This is a genomic window from Actinocrispum sp. NPDC049592 (assembly GCF_040675465.1).
Taxonomy (GTDB): domain Bacteria; phylum Actinomycetota; class Actinomycetes; order Mycobacteriales; family Pseudonocardiaceae; genus Kibdelosporangium.
In genome coordinates this window covers 191,974-209,745 of record NZ_JBFAPA010000020.1, presented here as the reverse complement: position 1 = coordinate 209,745, position 17,772 = coordinate 191,974, and the positions used below count along the sequence as shown (strand labels likewise).

The 17,772-nt window shown below is 68.5% G+C and carries 17 protein-coding genes; 10 read left to right on the top strand and 7 right to left on the bottom strand.

Translation table 11 applies throughout. From position 1 onward, the window contains the following. The first annotated feature begins 48 nt into the window (after positions 1–48). The 4 genes from uraD to AB0J95_RS39880 all read left to right on the top strand — a co-directional run bounded on the left by uraD (position 49) and on the right by AB0J95_RS39880 (position 2,941). Positions 49–519 carry a 2-oxo-4-hydroxy-4-carboxy-5-ureidoimidazoline decarboxylase gene (gene uraD, locus AB0J95_RS39895; protein WP_364770085.1) on the top strand — a complete coding sequence of 157 codons (471 nt, stop codon included), beginning with the start codon at positions 49–51 and terminating at the stop codon, positions 517–519. Continuing rightward, positions 516–812 carry a hydroxyisourate hydrolase gene (gene uraH, locus AB0J95_RS39890; protein WP_364770083.1) on the top strand — a complete coding sequence of 99 codons (297 nt, stop codon included), beginning with the start codon at positions 516–518 and terminating at the stop codon, positions 810–812. Before uraD ends, uraH begins: the two co-directional genes overlap by 4 nt. A gap of 2 nt (positions 813–814) precedes the next feature. Continuing rightward, positions 815–1,711 (top strand): factor-independent urate hydroxylase, encoded by an 897-nt coding sequence (gene pucL / locus AB0J95_RS39885; protein WP_364770081.1) that lies wholly within the window; start codon positions 815–817, stop codon positions 1,709–1,711. A 162-nt stretch (positions 1,712–1,873) separates the two neighbouring features. Next, positions 1,874–2,941, top strand: coding sequence for a lipase (locus AB0J95_RS39880; RefSeq protein ID WP_364770079.1), 1,068 nt, complete (start codon positions 1,874–1,876; stop codon positions 2,939–2,941). Here the strand turns inward: AB0J95_RS39880 and AB0J95_RS39875 are convergent. Genes AB0J95_RS39875 through aceB form a run of 4 tightly spaced genes read right to left on the bottom strand, consistent with a single transcriptional unit; the run spans position 2,885 to position 8,720 of the window. After that, positions 2,885–5,110, bottom strand: coding sequence for a molybdopterin cofactor-binding domain-containing protein (locus tag AB0J95_RS39875; RefSeq protein WP_364770077.1), 2,226 nt, complete (start codon positions 5,108–5,110; stop codon positions 2,885–2,887). The genes AB0J95_RS39880 and AB0J95_RS39875 overlap by 57 nt on opposite strands. Continuing rightward, complete coding sequence (locus AB0J95_RS39870) at positions 5,107–5,961, bottom strand: FAD binding domain-containing protein (RefSeq protein ID WP_364770076.1); 855 nt, start codon at positions 5,959–5,961, stop codon at positions 5,107–5,109. The genes AB0J95_RS39875 and AB0J95_RS39870 overlap by 4 nt, the downstream gene beginning before the upstream one ends. 27 nt (positions 5,962–5,988) lie before the next feature. Continuing rightward, complete coding sequence (locus AB0J95_RS39865; RefSeq protein ID WP_364770074.1) at positions 5,989–7,191, bottom strand: aldolase; 1,203 nt, start codon at positions 7,189–7,191, stop codon at positions 5,989–5,991. Continuing rightward, on the bottom strand, positions 7,191–8,720 hold the full coding sequence (gene aceB / locus AB0J95_RS39860; RefSeq protein ID WP_364770072.1) for a malate synthase A: 1,530 nt from the start codon (positions 8,718–8,720) through the stop codon (positions 7,191–7,193). Before aceB ends, AB0J95_RS39865 begins: the two co-directional genes overlap by 1 nt. Before the next feature lie 76 nt (positions 8,721–8,796). Between aceB and AB0J95_RS39855 the strand changes: the two genes are divergently transcribed. Both AB0J95_RS39855 and AB0J95_RS39850 read left to right on the top strand, forming a co-directional pair. Further along, a complete protein-coding gene (locus tag AB0J95_RS39855) occupies positions 8,797–9,555 on the top strand; it encodes an IclR family transcriptional regulator (protein WP_364770070.1) in 759 nt (252 codons plus the stop codon). A 58-nt stretch (positions 9,556–9,613) separates the two neighbouring features. Continuing rightward, the gene (locus AB0J95_RS39850) at positions 9,614–9,892 is read left to right on the top strand and encodes a hypothetical protein (protein WP_364770068.1); all 279 of its coding nucleotides are present in this window, start codon (positions 9,614–9,616) and stop codon (positions 9,890–9,892) included. Between the two features lie 4 nt (positions 9,893–9,896). Here AB0J95_RS39850 and ftsY read toward each other — a convergent pair whose 3' ends face one another. Beyond that, entirely contained in the window at positions 9,897–11,210 is a 1,314-nt protein-coding gene (gene ftsY / locus AB0J95_RS39845; RefSeq protein WP_364770066.1) for a signal recognition particle-docking protein FtsY, read from the bottom strand. 115 nt (positions 11,211–11,325) lie between these two features. Here ftsY and AB0J95_RS39840 point away from each other — a divergent pair, with 115 nt between their 5' ends. Beyond that, entirely contained in the window at positions 11,326–12,477 is a 1,152-nt protein-coding gene (locus AB0J95_RS39840) for an anhydro-N-acetylmuramic acid kinase (protein WP_364770064.1), read from the top strand. Beyond that, a complete protein-coding gene (locus AB0J95_RS39835; protein WP_364770062.1) occupies positions 12,464–14,017 on the top strand; it encodes a sodium:solute symporter in 1,554 nt (517 codons plus the stop codon). Before AB0J95_RS39840 ends, AB0J95_RS39835 begins: the two co-directional genes overlap by 14 nt. Before the next feature lie 15 nt (positions 14,018–14,032). Here the strand turns inward: AB0J95_RS39835 and AB0J95_RS39830 are convergent, their stop codons facing one another. Continuing rightward, complete coding sequence (locus tag AB0J95_RS39830) at positions 14,033–14,998, bottom strand: penicillin-insensitive murein endopeptidase (RefSeq protein WP_364770060.1); 966 nt, start codon at positions 14,996–14,998, stop codon at positions 14,033–14,035. Positions 14,999–15,112: 114 nt separating this feature from the next. On the opposite strand from AB0J95_RS39830, the gene AB0J95_RS39825 reads away from it, so the two are divergent. Then, entirely contained in the window at positions 15,113–15,751 is a 639-nt protein-coding gene (locus tag AB0J95_RS39825; RefSeq protein WP_364770058.1) for a TetR/AcrR family transcriptional regulator, read from the top strand. On the opposite strand, the gene AB0J95_RS39820 is transcribed toward AB0J95_RS39825, so the two are convergent. Further along, positions 15,735–16,424 (bottom strand): YceI family protein, encoded by a 690-nt coding sequence (locus tag AB0J95_RS39820; RefSeq protein ID WP_364770056.1) that lies wholly within the window; start codon positions 16,422–16,424, stop codon positions 15,735–15,737. The genes AB0J95_RS39825 and AB0J95_RS39820 overlap by 17 nt on opposite strands. Before the next feature lie 149 nt (positions 16,425–16,573). Here AB0J95_RS39820 and AB0J95_RS39815 point away from each other — a divergent pair, with 149 nt between their 5' ends. Then, the gene (locus AB0J95_RS39815; protein ID WP_364770054.1) at positions 16,574–17,749 is read left to right on the top strand and encodes a serine/threonine protein kinase; all 1,176 of its coding nucleotides are present in this window, start codon (positions 16,574–16,576) and stop codon (positions 17,747–17,749) included. The last annotated feature ends 23 nt before the right edge of the window (positions 17,750–17,772 follow it).

Sequence of the window (17,772 nt, the reverse complement as noted above, 5' to 3'; positions counted from 1 at the left end):
ACTATTCCGCACTGCGCAAGCTAATGTTGGCACGTGCACGCCGTCAACATGAACCGATTCAACACAGCCCCGGCCGACGACCTGCGTCCATTGCTCACAGATTGTCTCGCGGTGCCACGCTGGGCCGACATGGTGCTCGCCGAGCGACCGTACGCCTCCAGGGCGGATCTGCTCGCGTCGGCCGAATCCTTCGCCGCTGAACTGACACCTGACGAGCTCCACGCCGCCATGGCCGGCCATCCCCGGATCGGTGAGCGGCGCGACGGGGACGCGTTCTCCAGGACCGAGCAGTCCGGCGTCGACGCCTCCCTCGCCGAGCAGCTGCGGGCCGCCAACCAGCGCTACGAGGAGCGGTTCGGGCACATCTACCTGGTGTTCGCCTCCGGCCGCAGCGGCGAGGAACTGCTGTCGATCCTGGAGTCCAGGCTCGCCAACGACCCCGCGGACGAGCTGCGGGTGGTCAACGCCGAGCTCGCCAAGATCACCGTCCTGAGGCTGGGAAAGGTCGTGACCGAATGATCAGCACACATGTCCTGGATGCCGCCCTGGGTAAGCCCGCGGCCGGCGTTCCTGTCCGGCTGGAGGGCCCGCTGACGGTTTCGGGGGTCACCGACGCGGACGGACGGCTGCGGTTCGAGGACGCGGCCGAGGCGGGTGTCTACCGGTTGATCTTCGACACCGGCGCGTACCACGGGCCGGACGCGTTCTACCCGGAAGTGTCGATCACCTTCCGGATCCCGGTCGCCGGGGTGCATCATCACGTGCCGATCCTGCTCAGCCCGTTCGCCTACTCCACCTACCGAGGGAGCTGAAAGTGTCCTACCACCTGGGCGACAACCAGTACGGCAAGGCCGAGGTCCGGCTGGTCACGGTCACCAGGGAAGGCGAGACGCACCACCTGCGGGACCTGACCGTGAGCACCTCGCTGCGCGGCGACCTGGCGGACACCCACCTCACCGGCGACAACAGCGCCGTGGTGGCCACGGACACACAGAAGAACACCGTGTACGCGTTCGCCAAGCAGGCCCCGGTCGGCGAGATCGAGGACTTCGCACTGCGCCTGGGCCGGCACTTCGTGTCCTCGTTCGAGCAGATCACCGGCGCCCGGATCCTGATCGACGAACACGGCTGGGAGCGGATCTACGTCAACCGCCATCCCCACCACCACTCGTTCGCCAAGGCCTCCGGCGAGCGCCGTACGACGGCCGTGACCATCGACGGCTCACGCCACTGGGTGGTCTCGGGCCTCGCGGACCTCGTGGTGCTGAAGACCACCGGTTCGGAGTTCCACGGGTTCCCGCGCGACCAGTACACGACGCTGGCCGAGACCGACGACCGGATCCTGGCCACCGCCGTGACCGCCCGCTGGCGCTACCACCAGGACACCACCGACATCGAGTGGTCCAGGACCTTCCTGGAGATCCGCCGGATCATGCTCGAGACGTTCGCCGAGACCCACAGCCTGTCGCTGCAGCAGACCCTCTACGCGATGGGCGGGGCGGTACTCGAGGCCCACCCGGAAGTCGCCGAGATCCGCCTGTCCATGCCGAACAAGCACCACTTCCTGGTCGACCTGTCGCCGTTCGGGCTGGAGAACCACAACGAGGTGTTCTACGCGGCCGACCGGCCCTACGGGCTGATCGAGGGCAGCGTGGTCCGCGACGGCGCCGAGGACCCCGGCCTCGCCTGGCACACCCTCCCCGCGTTCTAGAACCGCCAGCCCCATCCCAGCCAGCTCAGTCAGAGCGCCACTGATCTGAACGTGGCCACTGGGTCATCTTGCCGTACGCCTCCCGGGTCAGTCTCAGGTGGGATTCGGGATGACGCCGGGCAACGGCAGGGTGGCGGTGATCAGCTGAGGGAGGGATTGGGTTTGTCTGTACTGACATCGCTTGTGGTCGCGGGTGCGATGGTGGTGGGCGCGCCGGGGTCGGTGACGTTCACGCTGCCGAAGCCGGGTGGGTGGGCAGAGGTGGGCACGACGACGGTGCATCTCGGTGACCCGGCGCGGAAAGACCCGTGGAAGCCGGACCGGCAGCGCGAGCTGATGGTGACGTTGTGGTATCCGGCGCGGGACACCAAGGACTACCCCAAGGCGAAGTGGACCACCGCGGGGGTAACGCCGTTCCTGGACGGGCTCGGGGCCAGTTTGGGGATTCCGAAGCTGGACTGGGCCGGCGCCGACACGGATGGGCACGAAGGCGCGCCGGCGAGCGGGAAACGGCCGGTTGTCCTTTACTCACCGGGGTCTTCGGCGCCGAGGTTCACCGGGACCGTGCTCGCCGAGGAACTGGCGTCGCAGGGGTACATCGTCGTCACGATGGACCACACCTATGAGACCGCGGTCGAGTTTCCGGGTGGACGCGTGGAATGGCCGGTCCGGTTCGACGCCACAACCGCGCTGCAGGCCCGGGTCGCGGACACGAGGTTCGTGCTGGACAGGCTCGCGGACATTGCCAGGGGCCGAAACCCTGACGCCGAAGGGAAAGCGTTGCCGCGCGGACTCGACATGGACCTCACCCGGGTCGGGATGTTCGGTCACTCGATGGGTGGATTCACCGCGGGCGAGGCGATGGTGGTGGACCGGCGGATCGACGTCGGGGCCAACCTGGACGGCGGCATGCCGGGCGGCGAGATCACCAAAAGCGGCGTTGACGGCCCGTTTCTGCTGGTCGGCGGCTCGTACACGGAGGATGGCACCCCGCAGGACCACACTCATGCCACCGACCCGTCCTGGGCGGACTTCTGGGCCCACCAGCAGCGTTGGAAGCGCGACATCCTCGTCAAAGGCGCCGGGCACTACAGTTTCACGGACCTGCAAGCGATTCTGCCGCAGCTGCAAGGCACCTGGACCCCGCTGATCGGCACCATCGACCCGAACCGCTCACTGGCCACCCAGAAGGCCATCCTGCGCCACTTCTTCGAGTGCTTCCTGCACTAGATGCTCCGGCCGGACCGGGATCCGCGGCAGGGCGAGGCCTGTCGCGGCCCGGATCGCGGCCACGATCGCGGGCGTCGCCGACACGGTGGCCGGTTCACCCGCCCCGCGAAGACCGTATGGGGCATGGGGATCCGGGTTCTCGAGGACGTCGACGACCATCGGCGGCATGTCCAGCATGGTCGGGATCAGGTAGTCCGTGAACGACGGGTTGCGGATCTTCCCGTCGGACACCAGGATCTCCTCCATCACGGCCAGCCCCAGGCTCTGCGCGGTGGCGCCCTGGATCTGCCCGACGACGCCGTCCGGGTTGATCGCCCTGCCGACGTCCTGCGCGCACACCAGCTCGACCACCTTGACCAGGCCGAGCTCGACGTCCACGTCCACCACCGCGCGATGCGCCGAGAACGCGTGCTGGACGTGCGCCATCCCCTGCCCGGTCTCGGGATCGAGCGGGAAGGTCGGCCGGTGCCGCCACTCGACCAGCTCGTCGAGCTCCTGCCCGGCCAGGACATCGGCCAACGGACGGCCATCCAGCCGGGCCAGGATCCGGCGGCACGCCTCCTGCACGGCCCCGCCGGTCACGTAGGTCTGCCGGGAAGCGGAGCTGGAACCGCCGTCACCAATGGAAGTGTCCATCGGCGCAACGGTCACAGTGGACACATCCAGCTCAGTCCGCACGATCTGTTGCAGCACAGTGACAAGGCCCTGGCCGACCTCCGCGGCGGCGGTGTGCACCCACGCCACCGGCTCCCCGTTGACCAGCGACACCTTGACCCGGGCGGTCGAGTAGTCGTCGAACCCCGCGGAGAAGCCAACATTCTTGATGCCCAGGCCATAACCGACACCACGAACGACACCCTCGCCATGCGTGGTGTTCGAGACACCACCGGGCATGTCCGTCAGCGAGTCGGAAGCCTTACCGGGCAAAGGCTTCACGCTGACCAGACGCAGCAGCTCAGCCACCGGAGCAGGAGCGTCGATCACCTGACCGGTCGGCATCAAGCTGCCCTGGCTCATCGCGTTGAGGGTCCGCAACTCCACCGGATCCATCGCCAGTGCGGCCGCGAGTTTGTCCATTTGCGACTCGTAAGCGAAACCCGCTTGCACAGCGCCAAACCCACGCATAGCACCGCAAGGCGGGTTGTTCGTGTACACACCCCAGGTGTCCAGAGTCACGCTGGGCACGTCATACGGGCCAACCCCCAGTGTCGACGCGTTGATGACCACAGCACCTGTGCTCGACGCGTATGCCCCGCCGTCCAAGTACAAGCGCGCCTTCACGTAGACAAGGCGACCGTCCAAGGTGGCGCCGTGCTCGTAGTACATCCGCGCCGGGTGGCGGTGGACGTGCCCGTAGAACGACTCCTCGCGGTTGTAGACCATCTTGATCGGGCGGCCGGTGCGCAGTGCCAGCATGCACGCGTGGATCTGCATCGACAGGTCCTCGCGCCCGCCGAAGGCCCCGCCGACCCCGGACAACGTCAGCCGGACCTGGGCCAACGGAAGACCAAGGGCGACAGCGACTTGACGACGGTCGTCGTGCAGCGACTGGGTCGCGATGAACAGGTCGATCGAGCCATCGTCGGCGGGCACGGCCAACCCGGACTCGGGCCCGAGAAAGGCCTGGTCCTGCATGCCGACCTCGTAGACACCCGAGACCACGACATCCGCGGAGACGTCCTGCGGGCCGCGCCGGATCTTCAGGTGCCGGACGACATTCCCGTTGGGGTGCAACGGCTCCGCGCGACCGTGAGCGGCGTCCTCGACGTCCACCACCGGCGTCAGCACCTCATAGCCGACCTTGATCAGCGCAACGGCCCGCCGCGCGGTCTCCGGGTGGTCGGCGGCCACCAGAGCCACCGGTTCGCCCTCGTAACGGACCACAGTGGACGCCAGGACCGGCTGGTCCGGGTGCTCCAGCCCGTACTGGTTCTCCCCCGGCACATCGGAGTGCGTCAACACGGCATACACACCAGGCAGAGCCAGCGCCGAGGCGATGTCAATGGAAGTGATCCGGGCATGCGGATGTGGGCTGCGTAAAGTCGCGCCCCACAACATGTTCTCGTGCCACAGGTCCGACGAGTAGGCGAACTCACCCCGGACCTTGAGCGTGCCATCGGGCCGCACCACGTTGGTGCCGATCCCGCCTTGGGTGAGGGTCGACGTCATGACGCGCTGTACTCCTGCCACGCCCAGGTCAACGTCCGCCGGGCCAGCACGGACAACGCATGCACCCGGTACGCCGCGGTCCCTCGCACGTCGTCGATCGGCGAGGCGGCCGAAGCCACCAGCTCCCCGAACCGCGAAGTCACCGAGTCGGTCAACGGCCGCGGCGAGTCCCAATCCAGTTCTCCGGCGAGGAAGTCCTCGGCCGCCGAGACCCGTCGCGGAGTCGGCGCGGCAGACCCGATCGCCGCGCCCACCCGGCGTTCAGCCGGATGCAGGGCCAACCCGAAGGCGCACACCGCGATCACCATGGCATTACGCGTGCCCACCTTGGAGAACTGCTGCGGCCCGGTCGCGGACGGGATGTGCACGGCCACGATCAGCTCGTCCGCGGCCAGCGAACTCCGTTTCACCCCAACGTAGAACTCAGCGGCGGGGATCATCCGGCGGCCCCGCACCGAGGCCACCTCCACGACCGCGTCACACGCCAGCAGCACGGGATGCGTGTCCCCGGCGGGAGATGCCGTGCCGAGGTTGCCGCCTACCGTGCCACGGTTGCGAATCTGTGGGGAACCAACCGTCCGGGACGCCATGGCCAGCCCGGGCAGCACCGGGCCGAGCTCGTCGATCAGCCGGGTGTACGGCAGGCCCGCGCCGAACGTGATCCGGCCGTCGGCCGACGACCACCCGGTCAGCTCCTCGATCCGGGTCAGGTCGAGCAGCGCCTCCGGCCGCCGGTGGTCGAAGTTCAGCTCCACCATCACGTCCGTGCCACCGGCGATCGGCACCGCCGCCGGGTCGGCGGCCTTCATCTCGAGCGCTTCGGCCAGGCTCGTCGGGCGCAGAAAGTCCACCGCACACCTCCAAACCACCAGCATGCCTCAAACAACGGCCCGGCGGTGATACCCCCGCAGGTCGTCCAATTGAAGTCCAGTCGCCTGGGTGACCTCCTCGGCCGTCGCGGCCCCGCAGTCCACGGCCCGCAACAGCGAGGCGGAAAGCGCTTGCGCGGTCGCGGGTTCGTCGAGGATGCCACCTTCGGCACGGGTCGCGTAGGCGGCGAGTCGCTGTGCGTCACCGGCCAGGCTCTCCCGGTAGTACGCGTACACAGCGGCATACCGGGTGACCAGCTGGGCGGGATGCATGTCCCAGCCCTGGAAGAAACCGTGCTCCAAGGACCGCCGGACCAGTCCGTAGTGGACCTGCCAGGCCCGCAGCACCGAGGACGTGTCGCCGACCGGCAGGACGTTGCTCGACCCGTCGGACAGCCGCACGCCGGTCCCGGCCGCCGACACCTGCATCACGTGCCGCGCGAAGTCGCACGCGTGGTGGTCCAGACGTTGTTGCCCGGCGCCGAGACCACAGGCCGCGGTGTAGTCGTACGTGCCGAAGTGCAGGCCGGTGACCCGGGACCCGCCCGCGGCGATGAACCGCGGGATCGCCAGCCGCCCGTCGACGTCCACAATGGACTGTGTGGTCTCCACCTGGATCTCGAACTTCAGCGACCCCGAGGGCCAGCCCAGCCGCTCCTCCAGCACGTCGAGCAGCTCCGCGAACACCGAGACCTGCTCGGCCGCGGTGACCTTGGGGAACGTGATCACGAAACCCGGCGGGAGATCGCCGAGCGTGGCCAGGAAGATGTCCAACGTCCGCAGGCCGCGTTCGAGCAGCGCCGGGGTGTCGAACGACTTGATCCGCAGCCCGGACGAGAACGGCGCGATCCCCTCGGCGTGCCAGCGCGCGAGGTGGCCGGCGGCGCGCGCGGCGTCGGCGTCCTCGGTCGAGGGCGCGCCGTAGCCGTCCTCGAAGTCGATCCGCAGGTCCTCGACCGGTTCGGTGCGCAGCTTGGCCTTGACCCGTTCCTTCAGGTCGTGGCCGAGGTCGAACCCGTGTTCCGCCAACGCCGCCAAGGCCTGCTCGCCCCAGTCCGACGGGGTGTGCGGGCCGACCTTGTCCGCTGGCACGTAACAGGTGTGCACCGGCTGCCGGCCGCCGCGCCCGCCCGGGAACCGGGCCGCCCGCTGGCGGTCCACTTCGGACAGCCGGGCGGTGATGGACGCGACGGTCGAACCATCCAGGATCATCAATCGATCTTCTCGTACGCGGGCACGGTGAGGAAGTCGGCGAAGTCGTCGGCCAGCGCGACCTGGTCGAACAACTCGGCGGCCTCGTCGAGATGGGGCAGGCCGGCCAGCTCGGCGCGGGTGTCCGCCAGCACCGACCGGACCAGTTCGGCCGTCACGGTCTGGCCGTCGTCGAGGACGACCGCGTTGCGCACCCACTGCCAGACCTGGGCCCGCGAGATCTCGGCGGTGGCCGCGTCCTCCATCAGGTTGTGAATGGCCGCCGCACCGTTGCCGCCCAGCCAGGACGCGATGTACCGGACGCCCACGTCGACCGCCGCGCGCAGGCCGTCGAAGGTCGCGTCGCCCGGCGTCGCGGCCACGTTGAGCAGGTCGTCCGCGGTGACCTTGGCCTCCGGGACCTTGCTCAGCTGGTTGGGTTCGCTGCCCAGCACGCCGTCGAAGATCTCCTGGCAGACCGGCACCAGGTCGGGGTGCGCGACCCACGAGCCATCGAACCCGTCCCCGGCCTCCCGGCTCTTGTCGTCGCGGACCTTGGTCAGCGCCTTCGCGGTGACCTCGGGGTCGCGCCGGTTCGGGATGAACGCGGCCATCCCGCCCATCGCGAACGCACCCCGCTTGTGACAGGTGTGCACCAGCAACTCGGTGTACGCGCGCATGAACGGCGCTGTCATGGTGACGGCGTTGCGGTCGGGCAGCACGAACTGCTGGCCCGCGTCACGGAAGTACTTGATCACGCTGAACAGGTAGTCCCAGCGGCCCGCGTTCAGGCCCGACGCGTGATCGCGCAGTTCGTAGAGGATCTCCTCCATCTCGAACGCGGCCGGGATGGTCTCGATCAGCACGGTCGCGCGGATCGTGCCGTGCGGAACCCCCAGTTCGGCCTGCGCGTGCGTGAACACGTCGTTCCAGAGCCGCGCCTCCAGGTGCGACTCCATCTTCGGCAGGTAGAAGTACGGCCCGCTGCCCCGTTCCAGCAACGCCTTGGCGTTGTGGAAGAAGTACAGGCCGAAGTCCACCAGCGCGCCGACCGCGGGGCGGCCCTCGAAGGTCAGGTGGCGCTCGTCCAGGTGCCAGCCGCGCGGGCGCATCACGATCACCGCGGGCGTGCCCGAGAGCTTGTACTCCTTGTCCGGTGTGGACAGTGAGATCGTGCCGCGTACGGCGTCGTACAGGTTGACCTGGCCGCCGATCACGTTGGCCCAGTGCGGGGTGTTGGCGTCCTCCAGGTCGGCCAGCCAGACGCGGGCGCCCGAGTTCAGCGCGTTGATCGCCATCTTGCGCTCGGTCGGCCCGGTGATCTCCACCCGGCGGTCGCGCAGGTCCGCGGGTGCCTCGGCCACCCGCCAGTCGCCTTCCCGGATGTGCTGGGTGTCCGGCAGGAAGTCCAGCCGCCCGGTGCGCGCGGCCTCCGCGCGCCGGTTCGCCCGCGCCGCGAGCAGCTCATCCCGCCGGGCACCGAACGCACGGTGCAGGCCGCCGAGGAACGCCACGGCCTCCGGCGTCAGGATCCGATCGACATCTGACAAGGGTGACTCCTCTCTTCTACGTTCCGGACTATAATTTTTGAATAGCGGAACTTCAACGCAGGAACAGGAGCTGACCTTGGCGCCATCGACAAGCGGCGGTGTGCAGTCCCTGCAGCGCGCTTTCGACCTGCTGGAAGGCCTCGCGGACGCCGGGGGCGAGGCCAGCCTCTCCGAGCTGGCGGGTACCTCCGGCCTGCCCATGCCAACCATCCACCGGCTGATCCGCACCCTGGTCACGCTCGGGTACGTCCGCCAGCACCCGAACCGGCGATACGCGCTGGGCTCGCGGCTGATCCGGCTGGGCGAGAACGCCGGCCGCCAGTTCGGCACCTGGGCGCGGCCGCTGCTGGCCGAGCTGGTCGACGAGGTCGGCGAGACGGCCAACCTCGCGGTGCTGGAGAACGACGAGGTCGTCTACGTCGCACAGGCGCCGTCCAAGCACTCGATGCGGATGTTCACCGAGGTCGGCCGCCGGTTGTTGCCGCACGGCACCGGTGTGGGCAAGGCCATGCTGTCAACGATGCCCCCTAACGATGTTAGAGAGCTGTTGCGGCGGACCGGCATGCCCGCGTACACGCCGAACACCTTCCAGGACGCCGACAAACTCCTGCACCACCTGGGCGAGATCGCCCAACGGGGGTACGCGCTGGACGAGAGCGAGCAGGAGATCGGCGTGCGCTGCATCGCCGTGCCGGTGCGCGGGACCGCCGGACCGGCCGCCATCTCGGTCTCCGGCCCGGAGGGACGGCTGACCGACGCGGTGGTCGACCGCGTGGCGCCGATCGTCCAACGCATCGCCGAATCAATCAGCGAGACCCTTCAGTCGCACAAATAATGGCATTTGTTCGCCATTCTGGGTGCGGCTCAAGGCCCACCGCGACCCCAACCGCCCGATGCCGACCAGAACGTTCGACGACAAGTACACGCTGACCGTCGGCGACCACCACCTGCAGCTGTCCTACCCCGGCAACAACCACGAGGCGGGCAACATCCTCATCGAGGTCCCCCGCCAGCGGGCCGCGGTGATGGTCGACGTGGTCCTGCCCGGCTGGGCACCGTTCCGCTCATGGGGAACCGGCGACAGCATTCCGGGCGTCGACGTGTTCACCAGGGAGAACGTCACCACTGTGGCGCTCTCCCAGATGCTCGACGCCCCCAAGGCCCTCAAATAACCGGTCAGGCGAGCAGGGCGTCGACGAAGGCTCCGGGTTCGAACGGGGCCAGGTCGTCGGCGCCCTCACCAAGGCCGACGAGCTTCACGGGAACGCCCAGTTCACGCTGAACCTGGAAGACAATGCCGCCCTTCGCGGTCCCATCCAGCTTCGTCAGCACAACGCCGGTGACGTCCACGACCTCCCGGAACACCCGTGCCTGAGTCAGACCGTTCTGCCCAGTAGTCGCGTCCAGCACAAGCAGCACCTCATCCACGGCGACCTGCTTCTCGACGACCCGCTTGACCTTTCCCAGCTCGTCCATCAGCCCGGTCTTGGTGTGCAGGCGCCCAGCGGTGTCCACCAGGACGGCATCCACGTCGGTCTCGATCCCCCGCTTCACCGAGTCGAACGCGACCGCGGCGGGATCCGCACCTTCCTTACCGCGCACGACCTCAGCGCCCACGCGTCCGGCCCAGGTGGCCAGCTGGTCGGCGGCCGCGGCCCGGAACGTGTCCGCGGCTCCCAGCAGCACCTTGCGCCCATCGGCCACCAGCACCCGTGCCAGCTTGCCGGTCGTCGTGGTCTTGCCCGTCCCGTTCACCCCGGCGACCAGCACCACCGCGGGGCGCCCCGGCCCATGCGGCAACGCCCGCACCGCGCGGTCCATGTCCGGGTGCAGCGCCTCCACCAGCACACTCCGCAGCACCGCCCGTGCGTCGTCGGTCGAGCGCACACCGCGGGTGGTGATCTCGGTGCGGAGCTTGTCCACGATCTCGGTCGTCGTGGCCGCACCGAGGTCGGCCATCAGCAGGGTGTCCTCGACCTCGGTCCACGAGTCCTCGTCCAGGTCACCGGCGCCGAGCAGGCCCAGCAGGCCCTGGCCGAACGCCGAGCGGGACCGCGACAGCCGCCCGCGCAGCCGTTCCAGCCGTCCCGAGGCCGGCTCGATCTCCTCGACCTCCGGCGCGGGCTCCTCGGGAGCCTCCTGCACTTCGGGTGTGGTCGGCGCCTCGGGCAGCTGGATGTCGACGATGTCGCGTTTCTCGGAGTCGCGGGGCACCGCGGCGTCGTCGCCGACGCCCGGCTGACCGTCGACCTCGGTCCGGTCCTCGACCGGGTGCACCGGCGGCGCGGGTGGGGCCTTCCCGCCGGAGGCCAGGCTGATGCCGCCGCCGGCCTGGTAGCCGCCGCCGGTCTTGGGTTTCTCCTCTACCGTCTTCGTGGGATCGGTCAGGCTGACGCGCCGCCGCCGGGCCAGCACGAGGCCGGTGACCAGCGCCACCACGAGCAGGATGACGATGACCGCGACGATGACGATCACAGTGGTAGACGACACCGCGTCATCCTCGCATCCGTAGCGTTGCCAAGCTTCAACCGCATTCAACTCAGTTTGGTCAAGAACTAACCCCAGAGCTTGCGCGCGGCCCAAGTGTGCAATAGACCACACTTTCATGGGCTCTTTACGGGTCATCGGCCTGATCTCGGGTACGTCGGTGGACGCGATCGACGTGGCCGTGGCTGACCTGCGGCTTTCCGGTGAAACGGTCGAGCTGGCACCCGTCGCCCACACCGAGGCGCCGTACCCGGACGAGCTGCGCGAGGCGTTCCTCAAGGCCTTGCCGCCCAACGACTGCACCGCCGAGACGCTGTGCCGCCTGGACACCGGGATCGGCCAGGCGTTCGCCGAGGCGGCGGCACAGGCCGGACCCGCCGATCTGGTCGCGTCGCTGGGCCAGACGATCTATCACTGGGTCGACGGCGGCCGCTGTCTCGGCACGCTCCAGCTCGGCCAACCGGCCTGGATCGCCGAACGCACCGGCCTGCCCGTGCTCTCCGACCTGCGCAGCAGGGATGTCGCCGCTGGTGGGCACGGCGCTCCCCTGGCCGGGCTTTTCGACCAGCTCTGGCTGACCGATGACATCGCGTTGAACATCGGCGGAATAGCCAACGTCTCCGTCGTCACGGAAAGAATCGCTTACGACACCGGACCCGGGAACGCGCTGATCGATCTGGCCGCGGAAATGGTCACCGGCGACCCCATGGACCGCGACGGCGAGCTCGCGCTGGCCGGGAGCGTCCGGCACGACCTGTTGACCATCCTGCGCGCCGACCCGTACTACGGCCTGCGTCCGCCGAAATCCACCGGCAAGGAGCATTTCCACGCCGCGTACCTGCGCGACGCCCTCGCACAAGTCCCCGAAGTGGACGGCAAGGACCTGCTCGCCACCTTGGTCGAGCTGACCGCGACCACGATCGCCGACGCCTGCAACTCCCACCGGGCGGCCCGGGTCGTCGCCTCGGGCGGCGGAATCCGCAACCCGGCGCTGCGCAAAGCCCTGGACCGGCAGCTCACCGCCGAACTGACCACCAGCGACGAGCTCGGCATCCCCGGTGACGCCAAGGAGGCGTACCTGACCGCCCTGCTCGGGTTCCTGACCTGGCACGGCATCCCGGCGAACCCGCCGACCGGCGCGGCCGGCCCGCGGCTGCTGGGCAGCATCACCCCGGGGCGTGAACCGCTGCGGCTGCCCGTGCCCGCGACCACGAACGTGACCAGACTGCAAGTCGTGACAACACTGGGAGGGGCCCGTGCGCGCGCTTGATATCGCAATCATCATCGTCTACCTGGCGGCGATGCCGCTGATCGGAGTGCTGGTCGGCCGGAAGCAGCGCTCGTCGTCGGACTACTTCGTCGGCGAGCGCAGCCTGCCCTGGTTCGCCGTCACGCTCTCGGTCGTCGCGACCGAGACCTCGACGCTGACCGTGATCAGCACGCCGGGCCTGGTGTTCGGCAACGGGTTCACCTTCCTGTCGCTCGCGTTCGGCTACATCGTCGGCCGGGTCATCGCCGCGTTCGTGCTGTTGCCGCAGTACTTCAAGGGCAACATGGTCAGCGCGTACGCGTTCCTGGGCGAACGGTTCGGCAAAGGCCTGCAGGGCACGGCTTCGGTGACGTTCGTCATCACCCGGCTGCTGGCCGAGGGCGTGCGGCTGTTCGCGGGCGCGATCCCGATCAAGATCATCCTCGATCACTTCGGCGTGAGCATGGAGTACTGGCACATCGTGGTGATCCTGACCGCGCTCACGGTTCTCTACGCGTACGTCGGCGGGATCAAGGCCGTGGTCTGGGTCGACGTGATCCAGCTGTCGCTGTACCTCGGCGGCGCGATCGCGGCGATCATCGTGCTGGCCAACAAGCTTCCCGACGGCTGGGCGTCGATGGCCGCCGCGGACGGCAAGTTCACCCTCGTCGACTTCGGCCTGCACATCTGGACCTCGCCGTACATGCTGATCACCGGCATCGTCGGCGGCGCGGTGTTCTCCATGGCGTCACACGGTTCCGACCAGCTCATCGCCCAGCGCCTGCTCGCCACGAAGAGCCTGCGCGACGGGCAGAAGGCGTTGATCGGCAGCGGGATCGTGGTGTTCGTGCAGTTCACGCTGTTCCTGTTGGTGGGCGCGATGCTGTGGGTGTTCTACGGCCGCAAGCCCGTGGCACAGCTGGGAATGCAAAGCCCGGACGACGTGTTCTCCCGGTTCATCATCGACGACCTGCCGGTGGGCATCTCGGGTCTGCTGATCGCGGGGGTGCTCGCGTCCACAATGGGCGCCTTGGCTTCCGCGCTGAACGCGTTGTCCACGTCGACGGTCGCCGACCTGTACCAGAAGTTCACCAACCGGGATGCCAGTGACTCCAAGCTGTTGCGGCACGGTCGCGTGTGGACACTCGTCTGGGCGGTGGTGTTCGCGGTGTTCGCGTCGATGTTCTCGACCACCAAGAACTCGGTGATCGAGCTCGGTCTGAGCATCGTCGGCTACACGTACGGCGCCCTGCTCGGCGCGTTCGTCCTCGGCCTGGTGATCCGCCGCGCCCGTCAGGTGGACGCGATCGTCGCGTTCGTGGTCACCGTGGCAGGTATGGCGTTCATCATCCTGGGGCTGAAGTTCTCCAAGGCCACCGGCGATTTCATCGGCGTGGACTTCTCCAAGGCCGCCGGGGACAAGGTGGCGCTTGCCTTCCCGTGGTACCCGCTGCTCGGCGTGGCGATCACGCTGATCGTCGGTGGCCTGTTGTCGTTGCGGCACTCCACTCCCGCACCGCCGGACACCGAGGAACCAGTCGCCACAGCCAAAGCAGCGTAGCCCGGGACTGTTCTCTCAGCAGTCGTAGAGGGAGTTGGGGTGCACGGCCTCGCAGTAGCGGACGTGCAGGTGGTTGTCGTGGCCGTCCCAGTGGACCGTGCGCCCCTCCTGGATGAGCACCGGGTCGTTGAAGAAGACCAGCTTCACGTGACCCGGTGCCGCCGCCCGGATCGCGTTCACCAGCGCGCGGGTCTGCGCACGGTCGTATGTGGACGATTGCCAGGTGATCCGGCCCGCGGTGCACTGCGCGCCGTCGGTGCGGATCGGCCAGATGTCCACGTCCATCCCGACATCGTGGCTGGCGTGCCCCGGAATGTCGCCGCCGTGCTCGAAACCGGCGTCGCCGAGCGGGACCTTGCCGTGCCCGGTCGCCGCGAACGCCCGCGCGGCCGCTTCCAGCTGACCCACCAGCGCGGCCGTGCCCCAGTTCGCATTGCCGTTGCCATCGGGGTTCTGGTCGCACAGGCCGGGCTCGAACGTCGGGTAGTCGTAGTGCCACACCAGGTTGCGCCACGTGACCGGCCCGGCGATGCCGTCGGAGCCGATCCCGGCGTGCGTCTGGAACGCCTTCACCGCGGCCGTCACCTCCGCGTCGAAGACCCCGTCCACCGCGAGGTTCAAGCGGCGCTTGGCGTTCAGCTCCACCTGCAGCGCCCGCACCGCGGGCCCGCTGGCGCCCTGCTGGATCTGCGGGGTGAGCGCGGCCCACGTCTGCGGGCCCACGATCCCGTCCACGCCAAGGCCTTTGGCGGTCTGGAACGCTTTCACGGCGGTCACTGTGGCGGCGCCGAAAACACCGTCGGCGGGCGTGCTCTGCCCGTTCGCGGTGAGCAGGTGCTGGATCGCCAGCACGTCCGTGCCGCGGTTGCCGCTGCTCTGGGTGTGGAAGAAGGCATTGCTGTAGGCGTACGCCGGGACGGCGCTGAGCAAGATCCCGGCCAAGGCGATGACCACTAGGCGTAACACAAGTCGTGCGGACATGGCGGCCAGTATCGTGAGAAGTCGACCGCAGACGTATCGGCCGCGTGAAAAGTTCACCTGAATGCCGGGTGAGGATTCCACGTGCGTGAAAGGGCTTGCGCCTATTGTGGAGCGATGACTGGCACGCGGGCGCCCAGACGGCACTACGGCGGCAGGTCGGACGCGCAGCGCCGGGCGGAGCGGCACGAGCGGCTGATGGAGGCCGGGCTGGACCTGTTCGGCACGGAGGGCTACGCGGCCACGTCGATCGAGCGGCTCTGCGCCACCGCCAGTGTGTCCACACGCAACTTCTACGAGGAGTTCCCCGGCCGCGAGGCGCTGCTGATCGCGTTGCACGAGCGGATCACCCAGCAGGCGCTGAAGAACGCGACCGACGCGCTGGCCGGGTTCGAGGACCGGCCGATCCGCGAGCGCATCGAGCGGATGATGCGCGCCTACATCACCACCACCTCCAGCGATCCAAAGTGGACACGACTGGCCTATGTGGAGGTGGTCGGGGTCTCGACGGCGGTCGAGCAGCACCGGCTGATGTGGCGGGAGCGGATCATCGAGTTCCTCGTCGCCGAGGGCGACCGGGCGGTGCGCCGCGGCGAGGCCGAGCCCAGGGACTTCCACCTCACCGCGGTCGCGTTCATCGGCGCGGTGAACGAGCTCGTCTACTACTGGTCGGTGCACAACCGCGAGACGCCGCTGGACGACCTGTGCGCCGAGCTGACCCGGCTGGCGATCGCCGCGATCACCGCGCCGGCTTGAGGGTCAGCAGCACCTCGATCGTGCCGTGGTCGTCGGTGGTGATGCCCGGGACGCTCGGCTTGGGGATGCCGTAGTCGGCGAACGCCACCGGGATCGACGTCTGCACCTGGATCGTGCCCGCGTTGCGCAGCGCGGACAGCTCGACGGTCACCTGCTTGGTCTGCCCGCGCAGGGTCAGGTTCCCGGTCGCCTTGACGGTCACCTTCTGCCCCACCGGCGGCACGGCCCCCAGGTCGGCCGGCCCGGTCAGGGCGAAGGCCGCGTTCGGGAACTGGGACACCGACATGAGGTCGTCGCGGAACGTGGCGTCCCGGCCGCTCTTGTCGGTCGCCACGGACCCCATGTCCACCGTGACCGTGCCGCTGGTGAGCTTCGTGCCCGCGATCTCGACCATGCCGGTGACCTTCTCGGTGCGGCCGACCGCGGTGGTGTCCTGGCCGAACAGGATCTCCTTGACCCGGTAGCCGGCCTGGGACCCGTCGGAGACCGTCCAGCGCCCGTCCACCGGGACCGCGTCTCCCTGCTGCTGCGCCGTGTTGTTCAGCGCGAGCTCCTGGGCGGGCGGGTCGCTGAAGACGTGGATGTAGAGCCAGGGACCGCCGGCGAACGCCGCCACGAGGAACGCGATCCCGCCGATCAGCCAGGCCTTCCAGTGCCTTTTGAATCTGCCCACGACGCTTCTACGCCGCTGACGGTGATTCGGTTCATTGTCCACCGGCCACAGCGCCGCACCGACACGTTGTCGACAGGAACCTTGGCTAGCCGACAACGGGAAAAACAGACTTGGAGGCCCTGGTTACCCACAAGTAGGGGAGTTCGGACATGCGGGGTAAACGGCTGTTGTGCGCCCTCGCTGGCGCCCTCGCCGCCGTCAACCTGGTCGTCCCGGCGAGCGCCGCGGCCGACCCACTCAGAGACGTCCTCCTGGTCGGCAACGCGCAGGCCGGCACGGTCAGCTTCATCGACGGCCACACCTTCCAGGTGCTCGGCACCCTGGACGCCATCCCGGACCTGGAACAGCGGCTGGCCGCGATGAACCCGATCGAGCGGATCGGGTACGACATCGTCAACCAGCAGCAGGGCTACAAGAAGTTCGTCGACGACATCGCCCTGTCGCCGGATGGCAGGACGCTGTACGTCTCCCGCGGCAACCTGGCCGACGCGGTCGCGTACGACGTGGCCAGCGGCCGCCAGCTGTGGCGGTTCAAAGTGGACGGTTTCAAGGCCGACCACGCGGCGATCTCGCCCGACGGCAGCAAGTTCATCGTCTCCGCGCTGACCGTGGACAAGGCACAGGTGATCAACACCGCGAACGGGACGCTGGTGACCAGCTTCCCGACCGGCACGTATCCGCACGCCAACGACTACTCGCCGGACAACACGCGGTTCTACAACTCCAGCATCGGCAACGTCGGCCTGGCCAAGATCTTCAACGGCCTGAAGGGCAAGCGCCAGCTGACCGTGGTCAACCCGCAGAACTGGCAGGTCACCCGGACCTACCAGTTCGAGTACGGCATCCGCCCGGCGTTGTTCATGCCGGACAACAAGACCATGTACGTGCAGTTGTCGTACCTCAACGGCATCGCGGAGTACGACCTGAACGCGGGCCGGATCGTGCGCACGGTGAACCTGCCCTACAGCGCCAAGGCCGCGGCGATGAGCCCGGACGACTACCCGCAGAACTCCGCGCACCACGGCATGGCGTACGCCGGGGACCGGATCTGCGCGGCAGGCACGATCGACGACTACACCGTGCTGCTCGGCCGCCCGGGCCTGGACGTCAAGTCCTACGTCAACTACCCGGCCGACAGCCTGCCGTACTGGGCGACCACGAGCGTGGACGACAAGTACTGCTTCGTGTCGCTGAGCAAGCGCAACACCATCTCGGTGATCGACTACGCGGCCGGCAAGGAGGTCGCCAGCATCCCGGTGGGCAACTTCCCGCAACGCGAACGGCTCGGCAAGCTGGCCTCCTCGGCGATCGCGGGTCTTGGATAGATCGCCCGCCCGCAATACCGTCA

Coding starts and splice junctions, on each gene's coding strand:
- uraD (WP_364770085.1), top strand. CDS start 49: ATGAACCGATTCAACACAGCCCCGGCCGACGACCTGCGTCCATTGCTC.
- uraH (WP_364770083.1), top strand. CDS start 516: ATGATCAGCACACATGTCCTGGATGCCGCCCTGGGTAAGCCCGCGGCC.
- AB0J95_RS39875 (WP_364770077.1), bottom strand. CDS start 5,110: ATGACGTCGACCCTCACCCAAGGCGGGATCGGCACCAACGTGGTGCGG.
- AB0J95_RS39865 (WP_364770074.1), bottom strand. CDS start 7,191: ATGATCCTGGATGGTTCGACCGTCGCGTCCATCACCGCCCGGCTGTCC.
- AB0J95_RS39850 (WP_364770068.1), top strand. CDS start 9,614: ATGCCGACCAGAACGTTCGACGACAAGTACACGCTGACCGTCGGCGAC.
- AB0J95_RS39840 (WP_364770064.1), top strand. CDS start 11,326: ATGGGCTCTTTACGGGTCATCGGCCTGATCTCGGGTACGTCGGTGGAC.
- AB0J95_RS39830 (WP_364770060.1), bottom strand. CDS start 14,998: ATGTCCGCACGACTTGTGTTACGCCTAGTGGTCATCGCCTTGGCCGGG.
- AB0J95_RS39825 (WP_364770058.1), top strand. CDS start 15,113: ATGACTGGCACGCGGGCGCCCAGACGGCACTACGGCGGCAGGTCGGAC.
- AB0J95_RS39815 (WP_364770054.1), top strand. CDS start 16,574: ATGCGGGGTAAACGGCTGTTGTGCGCCCTCGCTGGCGCCCTCGCCGCC.